Raw genomic sequence first — 25859 nt, 5'->3', positions numbered from 1 at the left:
CGGCTTGACCCGCGACGGGCTGCGTAGCAGAGCTTTTTTCAGCCTTTGCCGCCGGCCTCGAGCATCTGCTCCGGCCTTACCCATTCATCGAACTGCGCATCGGTCAGATACCCCAGTTCCAGCGCCGCCTCGCGCAAGGTGGTGCCTTCGGCGTAGGCCTTCTTGGCGATCTGCGCCGACTTGTCGTAACCGATATGCGGGTTGAGCGCCGTCACCAGCATCAGCCCGCGCTCCAGGTGCTCGGCCATCTGCTGCGGGTCTGGCTCGATGCCCGCCACGCAGTGCTGCTGGAAGTTGCGGCAGCCATCGGCCAGCAGTTCGATCGACTGCAGCAGGTTGTGGATGACCACCGGCTTGAACACGTTGAGCTGCAGGTGGCCCTGGCTGGCGGCAAAGCCGATGGTGGTGTCGTTGCCCAGCACCTGGCAGGCCAGCATCGACAGTGCCTCGCACTGGGTCGGGTTGACCTTGCCGGGCATGATCGAGCTGCCCGGCTCGTTGGCCGGCAGGCGCACCTCGGCCAGCCCCGCGCGCGGCCCGGAGCCGAGCAGGCGCAGGTCGTTGGCCAGCTTCATCAGGGCCACGGCCAGGGTTTTCAGCGCACCGGCCAGGGTGATCAGCGGCTCGTGCCCGGCCAGCGCGGCAAACTTGTTGGGCGCGGTGACGAACGGCAGCCCCGACAAGGCGGCAAGCTCGGCGGCGATCGCCTCGGCAAACCCGTGCGGCGCGTTCAGCCCGGTACCCACGGCGGTACCGCCCTGGGCCAGTTCGCACACCGCCGGCAGCGCCGCGCGGATGGCGCGCTGGGCGTAGTCCAGCTGGGCCACGTAGGCCGAGACCTCCTGGCCGAAGGTGATCGGGGTGGCGTCCATCATGTGGGTTCGCCCGGTCTTGACCAGTTGCATGTGGCGTGCAGCCAGTTCGGCCAACCCGCCCGACAGCTCGGCGATGGCCGGCAGCAGTTGCTGGTTGACCGCCTGTGCAGCGGCAATGTGCATGGCGGTCGGGAAACAGTCGTTGGAGCTCTGTGAGCGGTTGACGTGGTCGTTGGGGTGCACCGGCACCTTGCCGCCGCGGCCCTTGCCGGCCAGCTCGTTGGCGCGCCCGGCCAGCACTTCGTTGGCGTTCATGTTGCTCTGGGTACCGCTGCCGGTCTGCCACACCACCAGCGGGAACTGGTCGTCATGCTCGCCGGCCAGCACCTCGTCGGCGGCCTGTTCGATCAGGCGGGCGATGTCGGCCGGCAGGTCGCCGTTGCGGTCATTGACCCGCGCTGCGGCTTTCTTGATCAGCACCAGCGCGTGCAGTACCGCCAGCGGCATGCGTTCCTTGCCGATGGCAAAGTTGATCAGCGAGCGCTGGGTCTGGGCACCCCAGTAGGCCTCGTCAGGAACTTCAACCGGGCCCAGGCTGTCAGTTTCGATACGGCTCATGCGGTACGCACTCCTTCAATGGCTTGTTTGCGCAGTTTAGGCCCTGATTCGGCATGGCGGTTCCATTGCCTGTCGTCCCTCTTGAGCAGGCTGCCCCAGTCGGCGCAGAATGCTCTACTCTGGGTACGCCCTCTTTTTATTTTAAGGAATTTCGATGACCCGTCTTCGCGCCCTCTGCACGGCTGTCGCGCTGGTCTGCGCCAGCGGCCAGGCACTCGCCGATACCGCCAGCCACAACGCCAGCGCTGAAAAATTCCTGGTGATGGCGCACGCCGACAAACTGGGTACCCCGGTCTACATGCAGGTGCAGCAGATGTTTGCCCAGCGCTTCGAGCAGACCAAGGCGCCGGCGTCCAAAAAGGCCGTGCTTGAAACCTACCAGGCCAAGGCCAACGCCGCCCTGGACCAGGCCATCGGCTGGAACAAGCTCAAGCCGGACATGATCAAGCTGTACACCAGCACCTTCAGCGAATCCGAGCTCAAGGACCTGGTCGCCTTCTACCAGTCGCCACTGGGCAAGAAAGTCCTGGAAAAGATGCCTGCCGTTACCCAGCAGTCGGCCCAGCTGACCCAGCAGAAGCTTGAAAGCGCCGTGCCGGTGGTCAACAAGCTGCTGGCCGACATGACCAACGAGCTGGACCCGTCCGCCGGCAAGGCGGCCGCACCGGCCAAGAAACCTTAAGCGGAGCCCAGCATGTCGATGCAGCAGAAGATCGAACAGAGCCTGGCGGCGCTCGCCCCGCAGCACCTCGAGGTGCTGGACGAGAGCCACATGCACAGCCGGGGCCAGCAGACCCACTACAAGGCCGTGCTGGTCAGCGAACAGTTCGATGGCTTGAACAGCGTCAAGCGCCACCAGAAGGTCTACGCCACCCTGGGTGACCTGATGGGGCAGTTCCATGCCCTGGCGTTGCATACCTACACCCCGCAGGAATGGCAGAAAGTCGGCAGCGCGCCGGCTTCGCCCACCTGCGCCGGAGGCAGCAAACACTGAAATCCCTTTCAGGTTTTTGCTAGAATCCGCAACGCGCCGCCTGTCGGCGCGTTTTTTATTGTCGACCCGGTCCGCCCTTTGCGAGGGTGACCACCTGGAGAATCAAGGCATGACCCAAGCTATCGTCGTGGCGGCGCTGTACAAGTTCGTCACCCTGAAAGATTACGTCGAGCTGCGCGAGCCGCTGCTCGAGACCATGGAGCGCAACGGGGTCAAGGGCACCCTGCTGCTGGCCGAAGAGGGTATCAACGGCACCGTGTCGGGTACCCGCGAAGGTATTGATGGCCTGCTGGCCTGGCTGCGCAGCGATGCGCGCCTGGTGGACATCGATCACAAGGAATCGTACTGCGACGAACAGCCGTTCTACCGCACCAAGGTCAAGCTCAAGAAAGAGATCGTGACCCTCGGCGTGCCGGGCGTGGACCCGAACCGGACGGTCGGTACCTATGTCGAGCCCAAGGACTGGAACGCGCTGATCAGCGACCCCGAAGTGCTGCTGATCGACACCCGCAACGACTATGAAGTGGCGATTGGTACCTTCGAGGGCGCCATCGACCCCAAGACCACCACCTTTCGCGAGTTTCCCGAGTACATCAAGGCCAACTTCGACCCTGCCCGGCACAAGAAGGTGGCGATGTTCTGCACCGGTGGCATCCGCTGCGAAAAAGCCTCCAGCTATATGCTCGGCGAGGGTTTCGAAGCGGTCTATCATCTTAAGGGTGGCATCCTGAAGTACCTCGAGGAGGTCCCCCAGGAAGAAACGCGCTGGCAGGGCGACTGCTTTGTCTTCGACAACCGCGTGACCGTGCGTCACGACCTCAGCGAAGGCGACTACGACCAGTGCCACGCCTGTCGTACCCCGATCAGCGTGGAAGAACGGGCCTCCGAGCATTATTCGCCAGGCATCAGCTGCCCGCATTGCTGGGACAGCCTGAGCGAGAAGACCCGGCGCAGCGCCATCGATCGGCAGAAGCAGATCGAGTTGGCCAAGGCCCGCAACATGCCGCACCCGATCGGCCACAACTATCGCAAAGCCGAGGTGTGATGGATGACCGCTCGCCTGCTGTATGTAATGGACCCGATGTGCTCCTGGTGCTGGGGTTTCGCACCCGTGGCCGAGGCCCTGATACGGCAGGCGCGCGAGGCCGGCGTGGACACCCACCTGGTGCCCGGCGGCCTGCGCTCGGGCAGCAGTGCGCTGGATGCCTCCACCCGGCGCTACATTCTTGAACACTGGCAGGCGGTCAATCAGGCCACCGGCCAGCCGTTCCAGCTCGAGGGCGCGATGCCCGAAGGCTTTGTCTACGACACCGAACCTGCCTGCCGCGCGCTGGTGGCTGCACGCAGCCTCGACCCGCAGCGGGCCTGGACGCTGCTGGGGATGATCCAGCAGGCGTTCTACCAGCGCAGCGAAGACGTGACCCTGCCGGTCAAGCTGGTGGAACTGGCCGAGCAGGCCGGTTTCGACCGCGCCGCCTTCGCCGAGGCCTTCAGCAGCGGCGACACCCGCAGCGCCACCGCCGCCGACTTCACCTGGGTGCAGGACCTGGGCATCGCGGGCTTCCCGACCCTGCTCGCCGAGCGCAATGGCCAACTGGCCCTGCTGACCAACGGCTACCAGGCCCTGGGGGCGCTGCAGCCGCTGCTGGGGCGCTGGCTGGAGCATGCGGTCAATGCTTGACCTGCCTGGCTCCCCCGACCCGGTGCCCGGGCCGACGCCGGCACCTGTCGATCGCTTGAGCTGGGCCGAGATCCGGCGCCTGGCGCAACACCACAAGAAAGCCCTGTGGACTGCCAACGGCGTGGCCGTGCTGGCGGCCCTGTGCAGTGTGCCGATTCCGCTGCTGCTGCCGTTGCTGGTCGACGAAGTGCTGCTGGGGCACGGCGATGCGGCGCTCAAGTGGATGAACAACCTGCTGCCCGTCAGCTGGCAGGTGGCGGCCGGCTACATCGGCCTGATGCTGGTTTTCACCCTGACGCTGCGCTGTGCGGCACTGGCCTTCAACGTGGTGCAGGCCAAGCTGTTCGCCGGGCTGGCCAAGGACATCGTCTACCGGCTGCGCATCCGCCTGATCGAGCGGCTCAAGCGCATCTCGCTGAGCGAGTACGAGAGCCTGGGCAGCGGTACGGTGACCACGCACCTGGTCACCGATCTGGACACCGTGGACAAGTTCGTCGGTGAAACCCTCAGCCGCTTTCTGGTGGCCATGCTCACGCTGGCCGGCACCTCGGCGATCCTGTTGTGGATGCACTGGCAGCTGGCGCTGCTGATCCTGCTGTTCAACCCGCTGGTGATCTTTGCCACGGTGCAGTTGGGCAAGCGGGTCAAGCACCTGAAGAAACTCGAGAACGACAGCACCTCGCGCTTCACCCAGGCACTGACCGAAACCCTGGATGCGATCCAGGAAATCCGTGCCGGCAACCGCCAGGGCTACTTTCTCGGGCGCCTGGGCATGCGTGCCCAGGAGGTGCGTAACTATGCGGTGTCCTCGCAATGGAAGAGCGATGCCAGCAGCCGCGCCAGTGGCTTGCTGTTCCAGTTCGGCATCGACATCTTTCGCGCAGCGGCCATGCTCACGGTGCTGTTTTCCGACCTCAGCATCGGCCAGATGCTGGCGGTGTTCAGCTACCTGTGGTTCATGATCGGCCCGGTGGAGCAGTTGCTCAACCTGCAGTACGCCTACTACGCGGCAGGTGGTGCGCTGAGCCGGATCAACGAGCTGCTGGCGCGCAGCGACGAGCCGCAGTATCCCGGCGGCATCGACCCTTTCGCGGGGCAGACCACCGTGGGCATCGAGGTGCGCGGGCTGCGTTTCGGCTATGGCGAGGAGCCGGTGCTGGACCAGTTGAACCTGTCCATCGCACCCGGCGAGAAGGTGGCCATCGTCGGCGCCAGCGGCGGCGGCAAGAGCACCCTGGTGCAGCTGTTGCTGGGCCTGTACAGCGCCCAGGCCGGCAGCATCCGCTTCGGCGGTTCGACCTTGCAGGAGATCGGCCTGGAAACCCTGCGCGAGCATGTGGCGGTGGTGTTGCAGCACCCGTCGCTGTTCAACGACACCGTGCGCGCCAACCTGACCATGGGCCGCGAGAGTACCGATGAGGCCTGCTGGCAGGCGCTGCGCATTGCCCAGCTCGACGCCACCATCGCCGCGCTGCCGCAGGGCCTGGACAGTGTGGTGGGACGTTCGGGCGTGCGTCTGTCCGGCGGGCAGCGCCAGCGTCTGGCGATTGCGCGCATGGTGCTGGCCGAGCCCAAGGTCGTCATTCTCGATGAGGCCACCTCGGCGCTGGACGCGGCCACCGAGTACAACCTGCACCAGGCGCTGAGCCGCTTCCTCAGCGCCCGTACCACCCTGATCATCGCTCACCGCCTGTCGGCAGTGAAGCAGGCCGACCGCGTGCTGGTGTTCGACGGCGGGCATGTCGCCGAGGATGGCGGTCACCAGCAGCTGATCGCCGAGGGCGGGTTGTACGCCAAGCTCTATGGGCATTTGCAACAGAGCTGAGGGCCTTCTACTGTACAACTGTTGTACAGGTGAAAAAGGGCCTGATGGCAGGTGGCAAATGGCCTAGGCTGTGTCTGTGCAGGATGAGACTCATCGGGCTGCGCATTGCTGCAAGGGACCTCATGAAGCAGAAACGGACTCTCGAAGCGCCCAGGTTGTTGGGCATCATCTGGCCTTTTGTGGCGGTCGTACTGTTCCAGGCCTTGCTGGGGGGCATCAGCCTCTATGCCTTGTCGGCCGTGCGCGGTTATGTGGCGGGCGAGAGCCTGTGGTCCAAGGGGCAGAAGGACGCCATCTACTTCCTGAGCCTGTATACCGACAGCCGCGACGAGGCGGCCTACCAGAAGTACCGGCAGGCCATCGCCATCCCCCAGGGTGGTCACCAGCTGCGCACCGCGCTGGATGCCAAGCCCCTGGACCTGGCCGCTGCGCGCCAGGGCATCCTCAGGGGCGGCAACCACCCGGATGACATCGACAGCGTCATCTGGCTCTACCTGAATTTCCGTCATGTCAGCTACATGGAACGCGCCATCGAACGCTGGTCGGTGGGGGACGACTACCTGCAGCAGCTGGATGCGCTGGCCAACCGGATCCACCAGGGTATCGTCACCGGGAATGTCACTGCGCAGCGGGTTGCAGCCTGGAAGGGTGAGATAGCCGCGATCAACGAGGCGGTAACCCCCGCCGCCATGGCGTTCAGCGATGCCCTGGGCGAAGGATCGCGTATGCTGTTGCGCCTGCTGCTGGTGGTCAACCTGGCCACGGCACTGTTTCTGATTGCGCTGGCCTGCCTGCGTACGCACAAGCTGCTGGCGCAGCGCCAGGCCTTTGCCAGTGCCCTGCAGGTGGAGAAGGATCGGGCGCAGATCACCTTGCAGTCGATTGGCGATGGGGTGATCACCACCGATGTCGAGGGCTGTATCGCCTACATGAACCCTGCCGCCGAGCAGTTGACCCACTGGAGCGCCGGACAGGCCCAGGGCCTGCCGCTGGCGGCGCTGTTCAGCCTGCTGGACGACAACGCCGAAAAAGACAGCCTGTCCCTTACCGAGCGCATTCTGAGCGGTACCCTCAAGGGCGGCAGCGAGCACGCCAAGCTGATCCAGCGGCTGGACGGCAGCACCGTGTCGGTGGCCCTGGTGGGCTCGCCGATCATCAGTGACGGTCAGGTCAGTGGCATCGTGCTGGTGCTGCACGACATGACCCAGGAGCGCCAGTACATCGCCAACCTGTCGTGGCAGGCCACCCATGATGCCCTCACCGGGCTGGCCAACCGGCGCGAATTCGAATACCGGCTGGAGCTGGCGCTGGGCGACCTGGGCCGCCAGGCGGCGCGCCACACCCTGCTGTTTCTGGACCTGGATCAGTTCAAGCTGGTCAACGACACCTGTGGCCATGCGGCGGGCGACGAATTGCTGCGTCACATTTGCGCGGTGCTGCAGGCGGGCGTTCGCGAGGGCGATACCCTGGCGCGCCTGGGCGGCGACGAGTTCGGTATCCTGCTGGAGAACTGCCTGCCCGAGCAGGCCGAGCGCATTGCCGAGAATCTGCGCCAGACCGTGCAGAGCCTGCACTTCGTGTGGAAGGGGCGCCCGTTCATGACCACCGTGAGCGTGGGCCTGGTCCACCTGCAACTGGCACCCCATACGCTGGAGGCCTCGCTGCGTGCGGCCGACATGGCGTGCTACATGGCCAAGGAGAAGGGGCGCAACCGGGTGCAGGTGTACCACCCCGACGACACCGAGCTGTCCCTGCGCTTTGGCGAGATGGCCTGGATCCAGCGCCTGCACATCGCCCTGGAGGAAGACCGCTTCTGCCTGTATGCCCAGGAAATCGCGCCACTGGCGGCCGGTGAGTCGGATGCCGGTCATCTGGAAATACTGCTGCGCCTGCATGATGAGAGCGGGCGCATCATCCTGCCCGACAGCTTCATCCCGGCCGCCGAACGCTATGGGCTCATGACGGCCCTGGATCGCTGGGTGGTGAACAGAGTGTTCAAGGTGATTCGCCAGGCTCTGGATGAGGGGCGAAAGGGGCCATTGGCAATGTGCGCCATCAACCTGTCGGGCAGCAGCATCGGCGATGACAAGTTTCTGGATTATCTGCAGCGCCAGTTCGTCGAGTACGCCATACCGCCTGAAATGATCTGTTTCGAGATCACCGAAACCAGTGCGATTGCCAACCTGGGCAGCGCCATTCGTTTCATCAACGAATTGAAAGGGCTGGGTTGCCACTTTTCGCTGGACGACTTCTGCGCCGGGATGTCGTCGTTTGCCTACCTCAAACACCTGCCCGTGGACTTCCTGAAAATCGACGGGAGTTTCGTCAAGGACATGCTTGACGATCCGATTAACCGGGCTATGGTCGAAGTGATCAACCATATTGGCCACGTCATGGGCAAGCGCACCATTGCCGAGTTTGTCGAGACGCCCCTGATCGAGCAGGCGCTGCATGAAATTGGTGTCGATTACGCCCAGGGCTACCTGATCGAGCGGCCGCAGGTGTTCACCTGTGAAAGCTTGCAACGCCGGCGTATCCGTTCGCGACCCTTGCTGTTCAGGACGCCGGGGACGTTTCGCTGAGCGTTCACTTCAAATCACAAGGATGTAGGGATATGACAGTGATTGATGCATTTGAGCGAGTGGGTCCATTGATGGACGCGCAAAGTTACCCACTCTGGGCTCAGAAACTGATCGAGGATTGCAGTGCGAGCAAGCAGCGGGTGGTAGAGCATGAAATCTATCACCGCCTGCGCGACGGCAAGCTGAGCCAGCGCACCCTGCGCCAGTATCTGATCGGCGGCTGGCCGGTAGTCGAACAGTTTTCGGTGTACATGGCGCAGAACCTGGCCAAGACCAGTTTTGCCCGCCACCCGGGGGAAGACATGGCGCGTCGCTGGCTGATGCGCAATATCCGTGTCGAGCTCAACCATGCCGACTACTGGGTGCACTGGGCCCAGGCGCACGGGGTCAGCCTGGACGATCTGAACGAGCAGAACGTGCCGACCGAGTTGCAGGCGCTGAGTGACTGGTGCTGGCATACCTGTGCGGCCGATTCGCTGATCGTGGCCATGGCCGCGACCAACTATGCGATCGAAGGCGCGGTGGGGGAATGGTCGGCGCTGGTGTGTTCGACGGATACCTACGCCAACGGCTTTCCCGAAAGCGGGCGCAAACGCGCCATGAAATGGCTGAGGATGCACGCGCAGTATGACGACGAGCACCCTTGGGAGGCGTTGGAGATCATCTGCACGCTGGCGGGCAACAACCCACCACAGGCGCTGCAGACCCAGCTGCGTCGTGCGATCTGCAAGAGCTACGACTACATGTACCTGTTTCTGGAGCGCTGTCTGCAGCTGGAGCAGTCCCCACAGGCCGAGCCGGGCTCCACTGCCCGGTCGCGCTCGGCCCTGGTCGGTGCCTGAGGGCTACTGTGCGTTGAGCGCCTGGCCGTTGATGCCCTTGCTGTCCGGGCCCATCAGGTAGAGGTAGACCGGCATGATCTGCTCGGGCAGCGGGTTGTTCTCCGGTGCCTCGGCAGGGTAGGCCTGGGCGCGCATGCTGGTGCGTGTGGCGCCCGGGTTGACGCTGTTGGCGCGCACGGGGGCAACGTTCTCCAGCTCGTCGGCGAGGGTCTGCATCAGGCCTTCGGTGGCGAATTTCGATACGCCATAGGCACCCCAGTAGGCCCGGCCCTTGCGCCCGACGCTGCTGGAGGTGAACACCACCGAGGCATCCTCCGACAGCTTGAGCAGCGGCAGCAGGGTGCTGGTGAGCATGAACATGGCGTTGACGTTGATGTGCATGACGCGCATGAAGTTCTCGCCCGACAACTGCTCCAGCGGGGTACGCGGGCCGATGATGGAGGCGTTGTGCAGCAGCCCGTCGAGACGACCGAATTCGTTTTCCACCATCACTGCCAGCTCATCGTACTGATGGGGCAGGGCGGTTTCGAGGTTGAAGGGCACGACCACCGGTGCCGGATGGCCGGCTGCGGTGATCTGGTCGTGCACCTCGTTGAGGTTGGCTTCGGTCTTGCCCAGCAGCAGTACCGTGGCGCCATGGGCAGCGTAGGCCTTGGCAGCAGCGGCGCCGATGCCGCGACCGGCGCCGGTGACCAGGATGACCCGGCCGTTGAGCAGGCCGGGGCGGGCGGTGTAGTCGAACATGGGATTCCCTCGAGATCGTGGTGAGGCATTCGCCGGCACGGCCGGCTCCTACAAATCGATGCGGTGTTGCAGGAGCCGGCCGTGCCGGCGAAGCTTTTGGCGGGTGTCGGCGATCAGCAGCCGCACAGGGCGCTGTCGAGCACCTTGCGCAGGTCCAGCGGATGATCGACCACCACGTCCGCGCCCCAGTTGTTGGGGTTGTCCTCTGGATGAATATAGCCGTAGCGCACCGCTGCGGTGCGGGTGCCGGCGTCGCGGCCCGACTCGATGTCGCGCAGGTCGTCACCCACGAACAGCACGCTGGCCGGGTCCAGGTTCAGGGTCTTGCAGGCCAGGATCAGCGGCTCGGGGTCGGGCTTGCTGTTCTTCACGTGATCCGGACAGATCAGCAACGAAGATCGCTCGGCCAGGCCCAGCTGCTGCATGATCGGCTCGGCGAAGCGTACCGGCTTGTTGGTGACCACGCCCCACAGCAGGTTGCCTTTTTCGATGTCGGCCAGCAGCTCGGCCATGCCGTCGAACAGCTTGCTGTGCACCGCGCAATCCTTCTGGTAGCGCTCGAGGAATTCCAGGCGCAGCGCCTCGAACTCGGGGGCTTCGGGGCTCATCGCGAACGCGGCGGCGACCATGGCTCGGGCGCCACCGGAAATCACCTCGCGAATCCGTTCGTCGTCGATTGCCGGAAGGCTGCGGTCGGCCAGCATGGCCTGGCAGATGGCGATGAAATCCGGCGCCGTGTCGAGCAGGGTGCCGTCCATGTCGAAAAGTACTGCTCGCAAACGCATGCTCATTCCTCGCGCAGGGTCTGGATCATGTAGTTGACGTCGACGTCGCTGGCCAGTTTGTAGTGCTTGGTCAGCGGGTTGTAGGTCAGGCCGATGATGTCCTTGACGCTCAGGCCCGCTTCGCGGCTCCAGGCGCCCAGTTCGGACGGTCGGATGAATTTCTTGAAGTCATGGGTGCCGCGCGGCAGCAGCTTCATGATGTATTCCGCACCGATGATGGCGAACAGGTAGGCCTTGGGGTTGCGGTTGATGGTGGAGAAGAATACCTGGCCACCGGGCTTGACCATGCGGTAGCAGGCGCGGATCACCGAGGAGGGGTCGGGTACGTGCTCGAGCATCTCCAGGCAGGTGACCACGTCGAACTGCTCGGGCATTTCCTCGGCCAGGGCTTCGGCGGTGATCTGCCGGTATTCCACCTCGACGCCGGACTCCAGCTGGTGCAGGCGGGCGACGGCCAGCGGCGCTTCACCCATGTCGATGCCGGTGACGGTGGCACCCCGCAGGGCCATGGCCTCGCTGAGAATGCCGCCGCCGCAACCGACGTCGAGCACTTTCTTGCCGGCCAGCTTGACACGCTCGTCGACCCAGTTGACCCGCAGTGGATTGATGTCGTGCAGTGGCTTGAATTCGCTCTCGCGGTCCCACCAGCGGTGGGCCAGGGCTTCGAATTTGGCGATTTCGGCGTGGTCGACGTTGCTCATGGAACGGTCCTCAGAAACTTTGATAATTCGCTACAGGTCGGCAGCCGTGGCTGCCGACGGGTTATTCGTGCTGGCCGCCGATACGCTGGCCCCAGTCACAGGCGCTGGCATGCAGGGCCTGTTCGTCGAGCCGGGTGAGGCGGCGCTCATCGAGCAGTTGCCGGCCGGCCACCCAGACATGTCTTGCGCAGTCCCGCCCGCTGGCATACACCAGTTGCGAGACCGGGTCGTAGATCGGCTGCTGGGCCAGGCCCGACAGATCGAATGCCACCAGGTCGGCAGCCTTGCCCAGCTCCAGCGAGCCGGTTACGGCCTCCAGGCCCAGGGTGCGGGCGCCGTTGAGGGTTGCCATGCGCAAGGCGCGATGGGCATCCAGGGCGCTGGCCGAACCTGACACGGCCTTGGCCAGCAGGGCCGCTGTACGGGTTTCGCCCAGCAGGTCGAGGTCGTTGTTGCTGGCGGCGCCATCGGTGCCGATGGCTACGTTGACGCCAGCCTGCCACAGGCGTTCCACCGGGCAGAAGCCGCTGGCCAGCTTGAGGTTGGATTCAGGGCAGTGCACCACGCTGGTGTTGCTTTCTACCAGCAGGGCCAGGTCGTCGTCGCTGACCTGGGTCATGTGCACGGCCTGCAGGCGCGGGCCCAACAGGCCGATGCGTGCCAGGCGCGCCAATGGCCGCTCGCCGCACTGATCGATGGACTGCTGCACCTCGAAGGCGGTCTCGTGCAGGTGCATGTGCACCGGCGCGTCCAGCTCTTCGGCGATCACCCGAACCTTTTCAAGGTTGGCGTCGCTGACCGTGTACGGTGCGTGCGGGCCCAGGGCCACGGTGATGCGCGGATGGTGGCGCAGGTCGCCGAACAGCTCCACGCCCAGGTGCAGGCCTTCGTCGAAGGTGCGGGCGCCGGGAATCGGGAAGTCCAGCAACGGCACTGCGATCTGCGCGCGCATGCCGCTGTCGTGCACGCATTCGCTGGCGATCTTGGGGAAGAAGTACATGTCCGAGAAGCAGGTGATGCCACCCTTGAGCTGTTCGGCAATGGCCAGGTTGGTGCCGTCGCGCACGAAGGCTTCATCGACCCAGCGGGCTTCGGCGGGCCAGATGTGCTCCTGCAGCCAGGTCATCAGCGGCAGGTCGTCGGCCAGGCCGCGAAACAGCGTCATCGCGGCGTGGCCGTGGGTGTTGATCAGGCCGGGGGCGAGCAGGCAGCCGGGCAGCTCGCGCACCTCGGTGGCCTGCAGGCGCAAGGCGTCTTCGCGCGGGCCGATGAAGGCGATCAGGCCGTCGCGGATACCGATGCCGTGGCCCTTGAGTACCACCCCGGCCGGTTCGACGGGCACCAGCCACGAGGGCAGGAGCAACAGGTCGAGGGGAGGGGCAGGCTTGGGCATGTGCGAAAATCCCGGTATCGCGGAAGGTGGGGGCGAAGTATACCCGAGCGTCCGCGGCTGGGGCTCGTTATAATCGTGCGCTTTTGATGTCCGAATGACGGGGTGAGGCATGCGCGATCGACTGTTGGCTGCGGAGAAGGTGACGGCCATCGATTGGCGGGATGGTGCCCTGTATCTGCTCGACCAGCGTGCGCTGCCGTTCGAGCAGCGCTGGCTGGCGTATAACGACGCCGTCGGGGTGGCCGAGGCCATCCGCACCATGGTGGTGCGCGGCGCCCCGGCCATCGGCATCAGTGCGGCCTATGGCCTGGTGCTGGCGCTGCGCCAGCGCCTGGCGGATGGCGATGACTGGGAAATGGCTCTGGAAGAGGACTTCGAGCTGCTGGGCGAAGCCCGTCCCACAGCCGTCAACCTGTTCTGGGCACTGAACCGCATGCGCGAGCGGCTGTTGCGGATCAAGGCCGGGGATGACGTGCTGGCGATCATGCTGGCCGAAGCCGAGGCCATCCACGAAAGCGACCGTGAAGCCAACCTGACCATGGCCCAGCTGGGCGCCGAGCTGATTCGCAGGCACCAGGGCAGCGAGCAGGCCATCCTCACCCACTGCAATGCCGGCGCGCTGGCCACGGGCGGGTTCGGCACTGCGCTGGGGGTGATTCGCGCCGCGTACCTGGAAGGCATGGTGGAGCGGGTGTATGTGGCCGAGACCCGGCCCTGGCTGCAAGGGTCGCGGCTGACCGCCTGGGAGCTTGCCGGCGAAGGGGTGCCGGTGACCATCGGCGTCGATTCCGCCGCCGCGCACCTGATGAAGACCAAGGGCATCACCTGGGTGATCGTCGGCGCCGACCGCATCACTGCCAATGGCGACGTGGTCAGCAAGATCGGCACCTACCAGCTGGCGGTCAATGCCATGCACCATGGGGTTCGCTTCATGGTGGTGGCGCCCAGTTCGAGCATCGACCTCAATCTGGCCAGTGGCGAGGAGGTGATGCTCGAGGAGCGGGATGCCAGCGAGCTGCTGGAGGTGGGCGGCGAACGGGTCGGGGCCGGGGTAGAGGCCTTCAACCCGGTGTTCGATGTGACGCCGGCAGACCTGATCGACGTGATCGTGACCGAAAAGGGCATCGTCGAGCGTCCGGACACGGCCAAAATGGCGCAGTTGATGTGCCGCAAGCGGTTGCATTGAGGTCCGCGCCGCGCCCTTTGCCGGCAAGCCGGCCTCAGATCGGGCGGCGGTTTGCCATACTCCCAAGCCTATCGGGACTGTGGTAACATCCGACGGTTTCCAAGACCGCCTCCCGAGGCGGTCTTTACTGCGCAGATCCATGGCATAACTCGTTGATTTGTCGTAAGTCGCTGCCGGTCATCTGCTTGCAGCGGCGAGCTTCGTTCGTCCCATATGGATGTGACGAGGTTTCACCAGAAAAAGGAATCAGGCTTCTCATGGGCGAACTGGCCAAAGAAATCCTACCGGTCAATATCGAAGACGAACTGAGACAGTCCTACCTCGACTACGCGATGAGCGTCATTGTCGGGCGTGCACTGCCCGATGCGCGTGATGGCTTGAAGCCCGTGCATCGCCGCGTTCTGTTTGCGATGAGTGAACTGGGTAACGACTGGAACAAACCGTACAAGAAATCCGCCCGTGTGGTCGGTGACGTGATCGGTAAGTATCACCCCCACGGTGATACCGCGGTCTACGACACCATCGTCCGTATGGCCCAGCCGTTCTCGCTGCGCTACCTGCTAGTGGACGGCCAGGGCAACTTCGGTTCGGTGGACGGCGACAATGCCGCGGCCATGCGATACACCGAAGTGCGCATGACCAAGCTGGCGCACGAGCTGCTGGCAGACCTGCACAAGGAAACCGTCGACTGGGTGCCCAACTACGACGGCACCGAGCAGATTCCGGCGGTCATGCCGACCAAGATCCCGAACCTGCTGGTCAACGGTTCCAGCGGTATTGCCGTGGGCATGGCGACCAACATTCCGCCGCACAACCTCGGTGAAGTCATCGACGGTTGCCTGGCGCTGATCGACAACGCCGACATCACGGTCGATGAGCTGATGCAGTTCATCCCGGGGCCGGACTTCCCGACTGCCGCGATCATCAACGGTCGCCAGGGCATCATCGAGGCCTACCGCACCGGTCGCGGGCGCATCTACATGCGTGCCCGCTCGACGGTCGAGGACATCGACAAGGTCGGTGGCCGCCAGCAGATCGTGATCACCGAGCTGCCGTACCAGCTGAACAAGGCGCGGCTGATCGAGAAGATCGCCGAGCTGGTCAAGGAAAAGAAACTCGAGGGCATCACCGAGCTGCGCGACGAGTCCGACAAGGACGGCATGCGCATCGTCATCGAGCTGCGCCGTGGCGAAGTGCCGGAGGTGATCCTCAACAACCTCTATGCCCAGACCCAGCTGCAGGCCGTGTTCGGCATCAACATCGTGGCGCTGATCGACGGCCGTCCGCGGGTGCTGAACCTCAAGGACCTGCTCGAGGCGTTCGTGCGTCACCGCCGCGAGGTGGTCACCCGCCGTACCGTGTTCGAGCTGCGCAAGGCCCGTGAACGCGGTCATATCCTCGAGGGCCAGGCGGTCGCACTGTCCAACATCGACCCGGTCATCGCCCTGATCAAGGCTTCGCCGACGCCGTCCGAGGCCAAGGAAGCGCTGATCGGCACGCCGTGGGAGTCCAGCGCCGTGCAGGTGATGGTCGAGCGCGCCGGCGCCGATTCCTGCCGCCCGGAAACCCTCGACGAGCAGTACGGCCTGCGTGATGGCAAGTACTACCTTTCGCCCGAACAGGCCCAGGCCATCCTGGACCTGCGCCTGCACCGCCTGACCGGCCTGGAGCACGAGAAGCTGCTGGCCGAGTACCAGGAGATTCTCAAGCAGATCGGCGAGCTGATTCGCATCCTGAACAACGCCGAGCGCTTGATGGAAGTGATCCGCGAAGAGCTGGAGCTGATCCGCGCCGAATATGGCGACGTGCGCCGCACCGAGATTCTCGATGCACGCCTGGACCTGACCCTGGGTGACATGATCCCGGAAGAAGACCGCGTGGTGACCATCTCCCACGGCGGCTACGCCAAGACCCAGCCGCTGGCGGCCTACCAGGCCCAGCGCCGTGGCGGCAAGGGCAAGTCGGCCACCGGCGTCAAGGACGAGGACTACATCTCGCACCTGCTGGTCGCCAACAGCCACACCACGCTGCTGCTGTTCTCCAGCAAGGGCAAGGTGTACTGGCTCAAGACCTACGAGATCCCCGAGGCGTCGCGTGCCGCACGTGGCCGTCCGCTGGTGAACCTGCTGCCGCTGGGCGAGGGCGAGGTCATCACCACCATGCTGCCGGTGGAGGAGTACACCGAAGGCCACTTCATCTTCATGGCCACCGCCAACGGCACCGTGAAGAAGACCCCGCTGGAGCAGTTCAGTCGTCAGCGCAGTGTCGGCCTGATCGCGCTGGAGCTGGACGAAGGCGACATCCTGATTTCCGCCTCCATCACCGATGGTGAGCGCGAGGTCATGCTGTTCTCCGATGCCGGCAAGGTCACCCGCTTCAAGGAGTCCGACGTGCGTGCCATGGGGCGTACTGCCCGCGGTGTGCGCGGCATGCGCCTGGCCGAGGGGCAGAAGCTGATTTCGATGATCATCCCCGAAGAAGGCAGCCAGATCCTCACCGCTTCCGAGCGTGGTTTCGGCAAGCGTACCGCCATCGCCGAGTTCCCCGAGTACAAGCGTGGTGGCCAGGGCGTCATTGCCATGGTCAGCAACGATCGCAACGGCCGTCTGGTCGGTGCGGTACAGGTGCAGGAAGGCGAGGAGATCATGCTGATTTCCGACCAGGGCACCCTGGTGCGTACCCGTGTCGGCGAAGTCTCCAGCCTGGGCCGCAATACCCAGGGCGTGACGCTCATCAAGCTGGCCAGCGACGAGACCCTGGTGGGTCTGGAGCGAGTGCAGGAGCCGTCCGACGAGGAAGACGACGAAGACTTCGTGGCGGATGCCGAGGCTGACGTGGACGCCGGCGAAGGGTCGCCACTGGACGCTGCAGCTGACGAAGAGACGCCGCAGGAATAAATTGTAGTAGCGCAACCTATGGGAGCGGCTGTGGGGGCGGGCAGGCCCGCCACTGCGGTGTCTGCTCCCACAGACATCAAGAGCAGAGCGAGAGTGGATGTGAGCAAACGAGCCTTTAACTTCTGCGCAGGCCCTGCTGCGCTTCCTGAAGCTGTGCTGCAGCGTGCCCAGGCAGAAATGCTGAACTGGCGCGGCAAAGGCCTGTCGGTCATGGAGATGAGCCACCGTAGCGACGACTACGTGGCCATTGCCGAGAAGGCCGAGCAGGATCTGCGCGACCTGATGTCCATCCCCTCCAACTACAAGGTGCTGTTCCTGCAGGGCGGCGCCAGCCAGCAGTTTGCCGAGATCCCGTTGAACCTGCTGCCCGAGGGCGGTACGGCCGACTACATCGAGACCGGCATCTGGTCGAAAAAGGCGATCGAGGAAGCGCGTCGCTATGGCAACATCAATGTCGCCGCCAGCGCCAAGCCTTACGATTACCTGGCCATCCCGGGTCAGAACGAGTGGAACCTGACCAAGGACGCTGCCTACCTGCATTACGCCTCGAACGAGACCATCGGTGGTCTGGAGTTCGACTGGGTGCCGCAGACCGGTGACGTGCCGCTGGTGGTGGACATGTCCTCGGACATCCTCTCGCGTCCGGTCGACGTGTCGCAGTTCGGTCTGATCTACGCCGGTGCGCAGAAGAACATCGGCCCCAGCGGCCTGGTGGTGGTGATCGTGCGTGAAGACCTGCTGGGCCGTGCCCGCAGCAGCTGCCCGACCATGCTCGACTACAAGGTCGCGGCCGACAACGGCTCGATGTACAACACCCCGGCAACCTATTCCTGGTACCTCTCGGGCCTGGTGTTCGAGTGGCTCAAGGAGCAGGGCGGTGTCGCTGCCATGGAGCAGCGCAACCGCGCCAAGAAGGACCGCCTGTACGGCTTCATCGACAAGAGCGACTTCTATACCAACCCGATCAGCAGCAATGCCCGTTCCTGGATGAACGTGCCGTTCCGCCTGGCCGACGAGCGCCTGGACAAGGCGTTCCTGGCGGGCGCCGACGAGCGTGGCCTGCTCAACCTCAAGGGTCACCGTTCGGTGGGCGGCATGCGTGCCTCGATCTACAACGCCCTGGGCCTGGATGCCGTGGAGGCACTGGTGGCCTACATGGGTGAATTCGAGAAGGAACACGCCTGATGTCCGAACAGGAACTCAAGGCCCTGCGCGTGCGCATCGACAGCCTCGACGAGAAGATCCTCGAGTTGATCAGCGACCGTGCGCGCTGCGCCCAGGAAGTCGCCCGGGTCAAGACTGCGACCCTGGCAGAAGGCGAGGTGCCGGTGTTCTACCGGCCCGAGCGCGAGGCGCAGGTGCTCAAGCGCGTGATGGAGCGCAACAAGGGCCCGCTGGGCAACGAGGAAATGGCCCGGCTGTTCCGTGAAATCATGTCGTCGTGCCTGGCCCTGGAGCAACCGCTCAAGGTCGCCTACCTGGGGCCTGAGGGCACCTTTACCCAGGCCGCAGCCATGAAGCACTTTGGCCATGCCGTGATCAGCAAGCCGATGGCGGCCATCGACGAGGTATTCCGCGAAGTGGTCGCCGGCGCGGTCAATTTCGGCGTGGTGCCTGTGGAAAACTCCACCGAAGGTGCGGTCAACCACACCCTGGACAGCTTCCTCGAGCACGACATGGTGATCTGCGGCGAAGTCGAGCTGCGCATTCACCACCACCTGCTGGTTGGCGAGAATACCAAGACCGACAGCATCAGCCGTATCTACTCCCACGCCCAGTCGCTGGCCCAGTGCCGCAAGTGGCTGGATGCTCATTATCCGAACGTCGAGCGGGTGGCGGTATCGAGCAATGCCGAAGCTGCCAAGCGGGTCAAGGGCGAGTGGAATTCGGCGGCGATCGCCGGTGACATGGCGGCCGGGCTGTACGGTCTGACACGCCTGGCGGAGAAAATCGAAGACCGTCCGGACAATGCCACGCGCTTCCTGATGATCGGCAACCAGGAAGTGCCACCGACCGGTGATGACAAGACCTCGATCATCGTTTCGATGAGCAACAAGCCGGGTGCGTTGCACGAACTGCTGGTACCGTTCCACGAGAACGGCATCGACCTGACCCGCATCGAGACCCGTCCCTCGCGCAGCGGCAAGTGGACCTACGTGTTCTTCATCGACTTCGTCGGCCACCATCGTGACCCGTTGATCAAGGCGGTGCTGGAGCAGATCAGCCAGGAGGCGGTGGCCCTGAAGGTACTGGGCTCGTATCCGAAGGCGGTGCTCTGAGGTATGCCAATGCGTGATGTTCTGAACAGGGTCCTGCTCCGTGGTTGAAGTCGTAAAGCAAGGCGGGCCCGTCATTGGCCGGCTGGTGGTGGTGGGCCTGGGCCTGATTGGCGGCTCGTTCGCCAAGGGCCTGCGCGAAAGTGGCCTGTGCCGCGAGGTGGTCGGTGTCGACCTGGACCCGCAGTCGCGCAAGCTGGCGGTCGAGCTGGGTGTGGTCGACCGTTGTGAAGAGGACCTGGCTGCGGCCTGTGTCGGGGCTGACGTGATCCAGCTGGCGGTGCCGATCCTGGCCATGGAAAAGCTCCTGGCGCGCCTGGCGCAGCTTGACCTGGGTGCGGCGGTGCTGACTGATGTGGGCAGCGCCAAGGGCAACGTGGTGCGTGCTGCGCGCGAAGCCTTTGCCGAGAAACTGCCGCGTTTCGTACCTGGCCATCCGATCGCGGGCTCCGAGCAGAGTGGGGTGGAGGCCTCCAATGCCGCCCTGTTCCGTCGCCACAAGGTGATTCTCACGCCGCTGGCAGAAACCGACCCGGCCGCCCTGGCGCTGGTCGATCGCCTGTGGCGTGCACTGGATGCCGATGTCGAGCACATGCAGGTGGAGCGCCACGACGAAGTGCTGGCGGCAACCAGTCATCTGCCGCATCTGCTGGCTTTCGGCCTGGTCGATTCGCTGGCCAAGCGCAATGAAAACCTCGATATCTTCCGTTACGCTGCCGGTGGGTTCCGCGATTTCACAAGAATCGCCGGAAGCGACCCGGTCATGTGGCATGACATCTTCCTCGCCAACCGCGAGGCTGTCCTGCGCACACTGGATACATTTCGCAGCGACCTCGACGCCTTGCGCGACGCGGTCGATGCAGGGGATGGGCACCAGCTGCTGGGCGTTTTCACCCGCGCTCGGGTTGCCCGCGAGCATTTCAGTAAAATCCTGGCCCGTCGGGCCTATGTGGACGCTATGAACTCCAACGACCTGATTTTCCTGGCACAACCTGGTGGCCGCCTGTCCGGCCGTATTCGCGTACCAGGCGACAAATCGATTTCCCACCGCTCGATCATGCTCGGCTCCCTGGCCGAAGGCACCACCGAGGTGGAAGGCTTCCTCGAGGGTGAGGATGCGCTGGCGACCCTGCAGGCGTTCCGCGACATGGGCGTGGTCATCGAAGGCCCGCACCATGGTCGCGTGACCATTCACGGGGTGGGGCTCAATGGCCTCAAGCCGCCGCCTGGCCCGATCTACCTGGGCAACTCGGGTACCTCGATGCGCCTGCTGTCCGGCCTGCTGGCCGCGCAGCCGTTCGACACCGTGCTGACCGGCGATGCTTCGCTGTCCAAGCGCCCGATGAACCGTGTGGCCAACCCGCTGCGCGAAATGGGTGCGGTCATCGAGACCGCCGCCGAGGGCCGCCCGCCGATGACCATCCGCGGTGGCCATACGCTCAAGGCGCTGGATTACAAACTGCCGATGGCCAGTGCCCAGGTCAAATCCTGCCTGTTGCTGGCCGGCCTGTATGCCCAGGGCAAGACTACCGTCACCGAGCCTGCGCCTACCCGTGACCATACCGAGCGCATGCTGCGCGGTTTTGGCTACAGCGTGAGCGTCGATGGCCCTACCGCCTCGCTGGAGTCCGGTGGCAAGCTGACCGCCACCCACATCGAGGTGCCGGCCGATATCTCCTCGGCGGCCTTCTTCCTGGTCGCGGCCTCGATTGCCGAGGGTTCGGAGCTGGTACTGGAGCACGTCGGCATCAACCCGACCCGCACTGGTGTCATCGACATTCTGCAGCTGATGGGCGGCGACATCACCCTGGAAAACCAGCGTGAAGTCGGCGGCGAGCCGGTAGCCGACCTGCGAGTGCGCGGCGCCAGGCTCAAGGGTATCGAGATTCCGGAGCACCTGGTGCCCCTGGCGATCGACGAGTTCCCGGTGCTGTTCGTGGCTGCGGCCTGTGCCGAAGGGCGTACCGTGCTGCGCGGCGCCGAAGAGCTGCGGGTGAAGGAGTCGGATCGCATCCAGGTCATGGCCGACGGCCTGCTGGCGCTGGGCGTGAAGTGCGAACCTACCCCGGACGGCATCATCATCGACGGCGGCAGCATCGGTGGCGGCGAAGTGCATGGGCATGGCGACCACCGTATCTCCATGGCCTTCAGCGTCGCCTCGCTGCGCGCTTGCGCGCCGATTCGCATCCATGACTGTGCCAACGTCGCCACCTCGTTCCCCAACTTCCTCGCGCTGTGTGCCGAAGTCGGCATCCGCGTAGCTGAAGAGGGCAAGTCGTGAACGCGCTGGCACCGGTCATCACCATCGACGGGCCTAGCGGTTCTGGCAAGGGTACCGTTGCCGGCATGCTGGCCCGCGAGCTGGGCTGGAAGCTGCTGGATTCCGGGGCTCTGTACCGCCTACTGGCATTCGCCGCCGGCAACCACGGTGTCGACCTGACCAATGAAGAGCTGCTGGTCAAGCTGGCCGCCCATCTGGACGTGCAGTTCATCGCCGCCGAGCCGGGCAAGTTGCAGCAGATCATCCTCGAGGGGGATGATGTGAGCAATGTGATCCGTACCGAAACCGTGGGCGCTGGCGCATCGATGGTGGCTTCGCTGCCGGCGGTGCGTGATGCGCTGCTGCAGCGCCAGCGGGCGTTTCAGGAGTCTCCCGGCCTGATCGCCGATGGGCGCGACATGGGGACGGTGGTGTTCCCAGACGCGCCCTTGAAGATTTTCCTCACGGCCAGCGCCGAGGAGCGGGCGCGTCGTCGTTACTTGCAGTTGAAGGGCAAGGGCGATGATGTTAGTCTGTCGAGTCTGCTAGATGAGATACGTGCGCGTGATGAGCGCGACACCCAGCGCGCAGTGGCCCCGCTCAAGCCGGCGGCCGATGCAATCCAGCTGGATTCCACGGAATTGTCCATCGAACAGGTGTTGCAACGCATCAGAAGCGAGATCGCACTTCGCGATATCGCCTGATACAGGGCGGCATGCAGGGGCACCAGTCAACGTCCTGCAGGCTTTCCCTTTATATGAACGAAACCCACATTGTCTGGAATGTGGCTGATGGGCGTATGTCTCGCCCTAATCTACAGGAATTAAAATGAGCGAAAGCTTTGCAGAACTCTTTGAAGAAAGCCTGAAAACCCTCAACCTTCAACCAGGTGCGATCATCACCGGTATCGTTGTCGATATCGACGGTGACTGGGTTACTGTCCACGCCGGTCTGAAGTCCGAGGGCGTCATCCCGCTCGAGCAGTTCTACAACGAAGCTGGCGAGCTGACCATCAAGGTCGGTGACGAAGTTCACGTTGCGCTGGACGCGGTCGAAGACGGCTTTGGCGAAACCAAGCTGTCCCGTGAAAAAGCCAAGCGCGCCGAGTGCTGGATTGTTCTGGAAGCAGCTTTCGCCGCCGAAGAAGTGGTCAAGGGCGTTATCAACGGTAAGGTTAAAGGCGGCTTCACTGTCGACGTTAACGGTATCCGTGCGTTCCTGCCGGGCTCCCTGGTTGATGTCCGCCCAGTGCGCGACACCACCCACCTCGAAGGCAAAGAGCTGGAATTCAAGGTCATCAAGCTGGACCAGAAGCGCAACAACGTTGTCGTTTCCCGTCGCAGTGTCCTGGAAGCCGAAAACAGCGCCGAGCGCGAAGCTCTGCTGGAATCGCTGCAGGAAGGCCAGCAAGTCAAAGGTATCGTCAAGAACCTCACCGACTACGGCGCATTCGTTGACCTGGGCGGCGTTGATGGCCTGCTGCACATCACCGACATGGCCTGGAAGCGTATCAAGCACCCGTCGGAAATCGTCAACGTTGGCGACGAGATCGACGTCAAGGTACTGAAGTATGATCGTGAGCGTAACCGCGTTTCGCTGGGCCTGAAGCAACTGGGCGAAGACCCATGGGTTGCTATCAAGGCACGTTACCCAGAAAGCACCCGCGTCATGGCGCGCGTCACCAACCTGACCGACTACGGCTGCTTCGCAGAGCTGGAAGAAGGCGTGGAAGGCCTGGTACACGTTTCCGAAATGGACTGGACCAACAAGAACATCCACCCTTCGAAAGTCGTACAAGTCGGCGACGAAGTGGAAGTCATGGTTCTGGACATCGACGAAGAGCGTCGTCGTATCTCCCTGGGCATCAAGCAGTGCAAGTCGAACCCATGGGAAGACTTCTCTGGCCAGTTCAACAAGGGCGACAAGATCTCCGGCACCATCAAGTCGATCACCGATTTCGGTATCTTCATTGGTCTGGACGGCGGCATCGACGGTCTGGTTCACCTGTCCGACATCTCCTGGAACGAAGTGGGCGAAGAAGCCGTGCGTCGCTTCAAGAAGGGCGACGAGCTGGACACCGTCATCCTGTCGGTTGACCCAGAGCGCGAGCGTATCTCCCTGGGTATCAAGCAGCTGGAAGACGATCCGTTCTCCAACTACGTTGCTGTCAACGACAAAGGCGCTATCGTAAAAGGTATCGTTAAAGAAGTTGACGCCAAGGGCGCTATCATCACCCTGGCCGACGATATCGAAGCCACTCTGAAAGCTTCCGAAATCAGCCGTGACCGCGTTGAAGACGCGCGTAACGTCCTGAAGGAAGGCGAAGAAGTTGAAGCCAAGATCATCAGCGTTGACCGCAAGAGCCGCGTAATCAACCTCTCCATCAAGTCGAAAGACGATGCTGAAGAGAAAGAAGCAATCCAGAGCCTGAAAGCCGCTCCGGAAGCTGCTGCCGATACCACCATGGCTGCACTGCTGCGCGAAGCAATGGCCAAACAGAACTGAGTTCTGCTTGATCATTAAAAAGGGCGACTTCGGTCGCCCTTTTTTGTGCCTGCGATTCATGTCTGTTTGCGGATGAGTCTGCAGGGGGTCCCATGCCTTCCTGTGTTCCGCCAGGGCGGATTCGTCCACGTCAGGGCGAAGCAAATGCGCCAATCCCTTGCCCCGCCTCACCTGCGGGCAGCGGCACTCACTTGTCACCCTTGTGTGCAAATCTTGAAAATTTTATTAAGTCAAGAACCACCCTGTTCAAATCAGCTAGGGCGTGCTACAAACAGAGTAAGCAATGATCTAGCTGCTTGATAAAGAAGGGAAAAATATGACGAAGTCGGAGCTGATCGAACGTATTGTCACCCATCAAGGGCTGCTTTCATCGAAGGATGTGGAGCTGGCCATCAAGACCATGCTTGAGCAGATGTCCCAGTGCCTGGCTACAGGGGATCGAATCGAGATCCGCGGCTTTGGCAGCTTCTCGCTGCATTACCGGGCGCCGCGCCTGGGTCGTAACCCGAAGACGGGGCAGTCGGTGAGTCTGGACGGCAAGTTCGTGCCGCATTTCAAGCCCGGTAAAGAGTTGCGTGATCGGGTCAACGATGAGGAGGAGGGCGCATGATGGCCGCTGAGCAAGGAGCAAGTCATGCGTAACCTCAAGCGTGTAGTGCTGGCGCTGGTGGTGCTGGCCGTTGCGGCGGTGGTGCTGCTGTTTGTGCTGGAGAACCAGCAGTCGGTGGCATTGGTGCTGTTTGGGTGGGCTGCGCCGGCGTTGCCGTTGTCGGTTGTGGTGCTGGTTGCCTTGGTGGGTGGGTTGCTGGTTGGGCCGGTGATGGGGGCATATGTTGCAGTGCGTGCCAGAGGTCGCATGCGACGCAGTGATCAGTAAATCGGGCCCGCGTGCATCCATCTATTATCCAAAGTAGAGCCTTCCTACAGCTACTGACTGAATTGCCCACGGGGCAGTGCCCGTGTTTTATGGAGTAATGGCCCTCCATAAAACACACCGGACAACGTGCCCTAATGATACATCCTACAGCCACCGAACACGGCGCCACTCAAGGTGCCACAGGCTCTTGCCATCAACTGCACCTAAACGCCAACTGCAGCATATTGATCGACTGCAGCCTGTTCCAGGCGGAAGCTGCATGCATTGACCTTCCTATAGGTGGCATTAAGGCGCCGCTGCTTACTCGCAATCACCTCGATAATGTAGGCCGTACTCCGGATTTGCTGTCTGCGGGTTTCAGTTGCCCGATTAATTTCAACCACCCTACCGCAAAGTTGCTGCCGTTGGTCCCAGAGGATGCGTTGGTCTTTGGTGCTGCCTCGGTCAAGCGCGATGTGGAGCGCGCAGTCAGCGCATTGAACGCATGATCGAACGGGCTATGGTGGGCACGGCACTTTGCTCATACCAGCTCTCAGTGCAGAGCGCACCCAGAAGCAGCTGTACGAGATCGAGGTCGTCCTGCATCTAGGTCATTGAGTGCAGATGAGCGACTGCGCTGTAACCGGCAGGCGGTAGATTGGCCGCAGTTACCGATCAATCTCGAGTCGCCACTAGCCAGCTTCTTTACCTAGGATTATCGCGAGCTCAATGAATTCTGGGGTGACGATGCGTGGCCAGCAACTGGAGTAGGGCAGGCGGCCCTTGCATTCTCGTCAGTTGATCACGATCGAAGCATGTCAGGGTGCGAGCCACCTGGCCATCACGGGCCTGCCTTGGGCAATAGCATATGTAAGGGTGAGCACATCGTGAATTACCTC

Annotated in this window: 21 protein-coding genes; 16 read left to right on the top strand and 5 right to left on the bottom strand. The window is 63.3% G+C overall.

All coding sequences use genetic code 11. From position 1 onward, the window contains the following. Positions 1-38: 38 nt before the first annotated feature. Complete coding sequence (locus JZZ72_RS08650; RefSeq protein WP_210014293.1) at positions 39-1433, bottom strand: class II fumarate hydratase; 1395 nt, start codon at positions 1431-1433, stop codon at positions 39-41. A gap of 154 nt (positions 1434-1587) precedes the next feature. Between JZZ72_RS08650 and JZZ72_RS08645 the strand changes: the two genes are divergently transcribed. The 7 genes from JZZ72_RS08645 to JZZ72_RS08615 all read left to right on the top strand — a co-directional run bounded on the left by JZZ72_RS08645 (position 1588) and on the right by JZZ72_RS08615 (position 9357). Next, positions 1588-2115: a DUF2059 domain-containing protein gene (locus JZZ72_RS08645; protein ID WP_043862665.1), complete on the top strand. Its 528-nt coding sequence runs from the start codon at positions 1588-1590 to the stop codon at positions 2113-2115. A 12-nt stretch (positions 2116-2127) separates the two neighbouring features. Further along, positions 2128-2427 (top strand): BolA family protein, encoded by a 300-nt coding sequence (locus JZZ72_RS08640; RefSeq protein ID WP_043862666.1) that lies wholly within the window; start codon positions 2128-2130, stop codon positions 2425-2427. Positions 2428-2536: 109 nt separating this feature from the next. Beyond that, complete coding sequence (gene trhO, locus JZZ72_RS08635; protein ID WP_043862667.1) at positions 2537-3472, top strand: oxygen-dependent tRNA uridine(34) hydroxylase TrhO; 936 nt, start codon at positions 2537-2539, stop codon at positions 3470-3472. Positions 3473-3475: 3 nt separating this feature from the next. After that, positions 3476-4108 (top strand): DsbA family protein, encoded by a 633-nt coding sequence (locus tag JZZ72_RS08630; protein WP_043862668.1) that lies wholly within the window; start codon positions 3476-3478, stop codon positions 4106-4108. Next, a complete protein-coding gene (locus JZZ72_RS08625; protein ID WP_100634467.1) occupies positions 4101-5933 on the top strand; it encodes an ABC transporter ATP-binding protein in 1833 nt (610 codons plus the stop codon). Before JZZ72_RS08630 ends, JZZ72_RS08625 begins: the two co-directional genes overlap by 8 nt. Positions 5934-6055: 122 nt before the next feature. Continuing rightward, a complete protein-coding gene (locus JZZ72_RS08620; protein WP_210014292.1) occupies positions 6056-8515 on the top strand; it encodes an EAL domain-containing protein in 2460 nt (819 codons plus the stop codon). Positions 8516-8553: 38 nt separating this feature from the next. Beyond that, positions 8554-9357, top strand: coding sequence for a TenA family transcriptional regulator (locus JZZ72_RS08615; RefSeq protein WP_054915876.1), 804 nt, complete (start codon positions 8554-8556; stop codon positions 9355-9357). 3 nt (positions 9358-9360) lie between these two features. On the opposite strand, the gene JZZ72_RS08610 is transcribed toward JZZ72_RS08615, so the two are convergent. The 4 genes from JZZ72_RS08610 to JZZ72_RS08595 all read right to left on the bottom strand — a co-directional run bounded on the left by JZZ72_RS08610 (position 9361) and on the right by JZZ72_RS08595 (position 12980). After that, on the bottom strand, positions 9361-10101 hold the full coding sequence (locus JZZ72_RS08610) for a YciK family oxidoreductase (RefSeq protein WP_054915860.1): 741 nt from the start codon (positions 10099-10101) through the stop codon (positions 9361-9363). A 113-nt stretch (positions 10102-10214) separates the two neighbouring features. After that, complete coding sequence (gene mupP / locus JZZ72_RS08605; RefSeq protein WP_043862672.1) at positions 10215-10886, bottom strand: N-acetylmuramic acid 6-phosphate phosphatase MupP; 672 nt, start codon at positions 10884-10886, stop codon at positions 10215-10217. A gap of 2 nt (positions 10887-10888) precedes the next feature. Beyond that, positions 10889-11587, bottom strand: coding sequence for a bifunctional 2-polyprenyl-6-hydroxyphenol methylase/3-demethylubiquinol 3-O-methyltransferase UbiG (ubiG, locus tag JZZ72_RS08600; RefSeq protein ID WP_043862673.1), 699 nt, complete (start codon positions 11585-11587; stop codon positions 10889-10891). A gap of 61 nt (positions 11588-11648) precedes the next feature. Next, positions 11649-12980 (bottom strand): TRZ/ATZ family hydrolase, encoded by a 1332-nt coding sequence (locus tag JZZ72_RS08595; RefSeq protein WP_210014291.1) that lies wholly within the window; start codon positions 12978-12980, stop codon positions 11649-11651. A gap of 109 nt (positions 12981-13089) precedes the next feature. On the opposite strand from JZZ72_RS08595, the gene mtnA reads away from it, so the two are divergent. The 9 genes from mtnA (at position 13090) to JZZ72_RS08550 (ending at position 24981) form a co-directional block, all read left to right on the top strand. Then, complete coding sequence (mtnA, locus tag JZZ72_RS08590) at positions 13090-14166, top strand: S-methyl-5-thioribose-1-phosphate isomerase (RefSeq protein ID WP_210014290.1); 1077 nt, start codon at positions 13090-13092, stop codon at positions 14164-14166. 257 nt (positions 14167-14423) lie between these two features. Beyond that, positions 14424-17063 carry a DNA gyrase subunit A gene (gyrA, locus tag JZZ72_RS08585; protein ID WP_054915857.1) on the top strand — a complete coding sequence of 880 codons (2640 nt, stop codon included), beginning with the start codon at positions 14424-14426 and terminating at the stop codon, positions 17061-17063. Between the two features lie 99 nt (positions 17064-17162). Beyond that, positions 17163-18248 (top strand): 3-phosphoserine/phosphohydroxythreonine transaminase, encoded by a 1086-nt coding sequence (gene serC, locus JZZ72_RS08580; protein ID WP_043862751.1) that lies wholly within the window; start codon positions 17163-17165, stop codon positions 18246-18248. Further along, positions 18248-19342 carry a prephenate dehydratase gene (gene pheA, locus JZZ72_RS08575; protein WP_043862677.1) on the top strand — a complete coding sequence of 365 codons (1095 nt, stop codon included), beginning with the start codon at positions 18248-18250 and terminating at the stop codon, positions 19340-19342. The genes serC and pheA overlap by 1 nt, the downstream gene beginning before the upstream one ends. Positions 19343-19382: 40 nt before the next feature. Then, entirely contained in the window at positions 19383-21620 is a 2238-nt protein-coding gene (locus tag JZZ72_RS08570) for a bifunctional prephenate dehydrogenase/3-phosphoshikimate 1-carboxyvinyltransferase (RefSeq protein ID WP_043862678.1), read from the top strand. After that, entirely contained in the window at positions 21617-22303 is a 687-nt protein-coding gene (gene cmk, locus JZZ72_RS08565; protein WP_043862679.1) for a (d)CMP kinase, read from the top strand. The genes JZZ72_RS08570 and cmk overlap by 4 nt, the downstream gene beginning before the upstream one ends. Before the next feature lie 124 nt (positions 22304-22427). Beyond that, positions 22428-24104, top strand: a complete 1677-nt coding sequence (gene rpsA, locus JZZ72_RS08560; protein ID WP_043862680.1) for a 30S ribosomal protein S1 — start codon at positions 22428-22430, stop codon at positions 24102-24104. A 316-nt stretch (positions 24105-24420) separates the two neighbouring features. After that, a complete protein-coding gene (ihfB, locus tag JZZ72_RS08555; RefSeq protein WP_043862681.1) occupies positions 24421-24714 on the top strand; it encodes an integration host factor subunit beta in 294 nt (97 codons plus the stop codon). Positions 24715-24738: 24 nt separating this feature from the next. Continuing rightward, the gene (locus tag JZZ72_RS08550; RefSeq protein WP_210014289.1) at positions 24739-24981 is read left to right on the top strand and encodes a lipopolysaccharide assembly protein LapA domain-containing protein; all 243 of its coding nucleotides are present in this window, start codon (positions 24739-24741) and stop codon (positions 24979-24981) included. Positions 24982-25859 lie beyond the last annotated feature (878 nt).

It is taken from the genome of Pseudomonas palmensis, assembly GCF_017848315.1.
In the GTDB taxonomy this organism is placed as follows: domain Bacteria; phylum Pseudomonadota; class Gammaproteobacteria; order Pseudomonadales; family Pseudomonadaceae; genus Aquipseudomonas; species Aquipseudomonas palmensis.
The sequence above is the reverse complement of the archived record's forward strand: the minus strand, read 5'-3'. Positions and strand labels throughout refer to the sequence as shown.

Coding starts and splice junctions, on each gene's coding strand:
- JZZ72_RS08650 (WP_210014293.1), bottom strand. CDS start 1,433: ATGAGCCGTATCGAAACTGACAGCCTGGGCCCGGTTGAAGTTCCTGAC.
- JZZ72_RS08645 (WP_043862665.1), top strand. CDS start 1,588: ATGACCCGTCTTCGCGCCCTCTGCACGGCTGTCGCGCTGGTCTGCGCC.
- JZZ72_RS08640 (WP_043862666.1), top strand. CDS start 2,128: ATGTCGATGCAGCAGAAGATCGAACAGAGCCTGGCGGCGCTCGCCCCG.
- trhO (WP_043862667.1), top strand. CDS start 2,537: ATGACCCAAGCTATCGTCGTGGCGGCGCTGTACAAGTTCGTCACCCTG.
- JZZ72_RS08630 (WP_043862668.1), top strand. CDS start 3,476: ATGACCGCTCGCCTGCTGTATGTAATGGACCCGATGTGCTCCTGGTGC.
- JZZ72_RS08625 (WP_100634467.1), top strand. CDS start 4,101: ATGCTTGACCTGCCTGGCTCCCCCGACCCGGTGCCCGGGCCGACGCCG.
- JZZ72_RS08620 (WP_210014292.1), top strand. CDS start 6,056: ATGAAGCAGAAACGGACTCTCGAAGCGCCCAGGTTGTTGGGCATCATC.
- JZZ72_RS08610 (WP_054915860.1), bottom strand. CDS start 10,101: ATGTTCGACTACACCGCCCGCCCCGGCCTGCTCAACGGCCGGGTCATC.
- mupP (WP_043862672.1), bottom strand. CDS start 10,886: ATGCGTTTGCGAGCAGTACTTTTCGACATGGACGGCACCCTGCTCGAC.
- ubiG (WP_043862673.1), bottom strand. CDS start 11,587: ATGAGCAACGTCGACCACGCCGAAATCGCCAAATTCGAAGCCCTGGCC.
- JZZ72_RS08595 (WP_210014291.1), bottom strand. CDS start 12,980: ATGCCCAAGCCTGCCCCTCCCCTCGACCTGTTGCTCCTGCCCTCGTGG.
- mtnA (WP_210014290.1), top strand. CDS start 13,090: ATGCGCGATCGACTGTTGGCTGCGGAGAAGGTGACGGCCATCGATTGG.
- gyrA (WP_054915857.1), top strand. CDS start 14,424: ATGGGCGAACTGGCCAAAGAAATCCTACCGGTCAATATCGAAGACGAA.
- pheA (WP_043862677.1), top strand. CDS start 18,248: ATGTCCGAACAGGAACTCAAGGCCCTGCGCGTGCGCATCGACAGCCTC.
- rpsA (WP_043862680.1), top strand. CDS start 22,428: ATGAGCGAAAGCTTTGCAGAACTCTTTGAAGAAAGCCTGAAAACCCTC.
- ihfB (WP_043862681.1), top strand. CDS start 24,421: ATGACGAAGTCGGAGCTGATCGAACGTATTGTCACCCATCAAGGGCTG.
- JZZ72_RS08550 (WP_210014289.1), top strand. CDS start 24,739: ATGCGTAACCTCAAGCGTGTAGTGCTGGCGCTGGTGGTGCTGGCCGTT.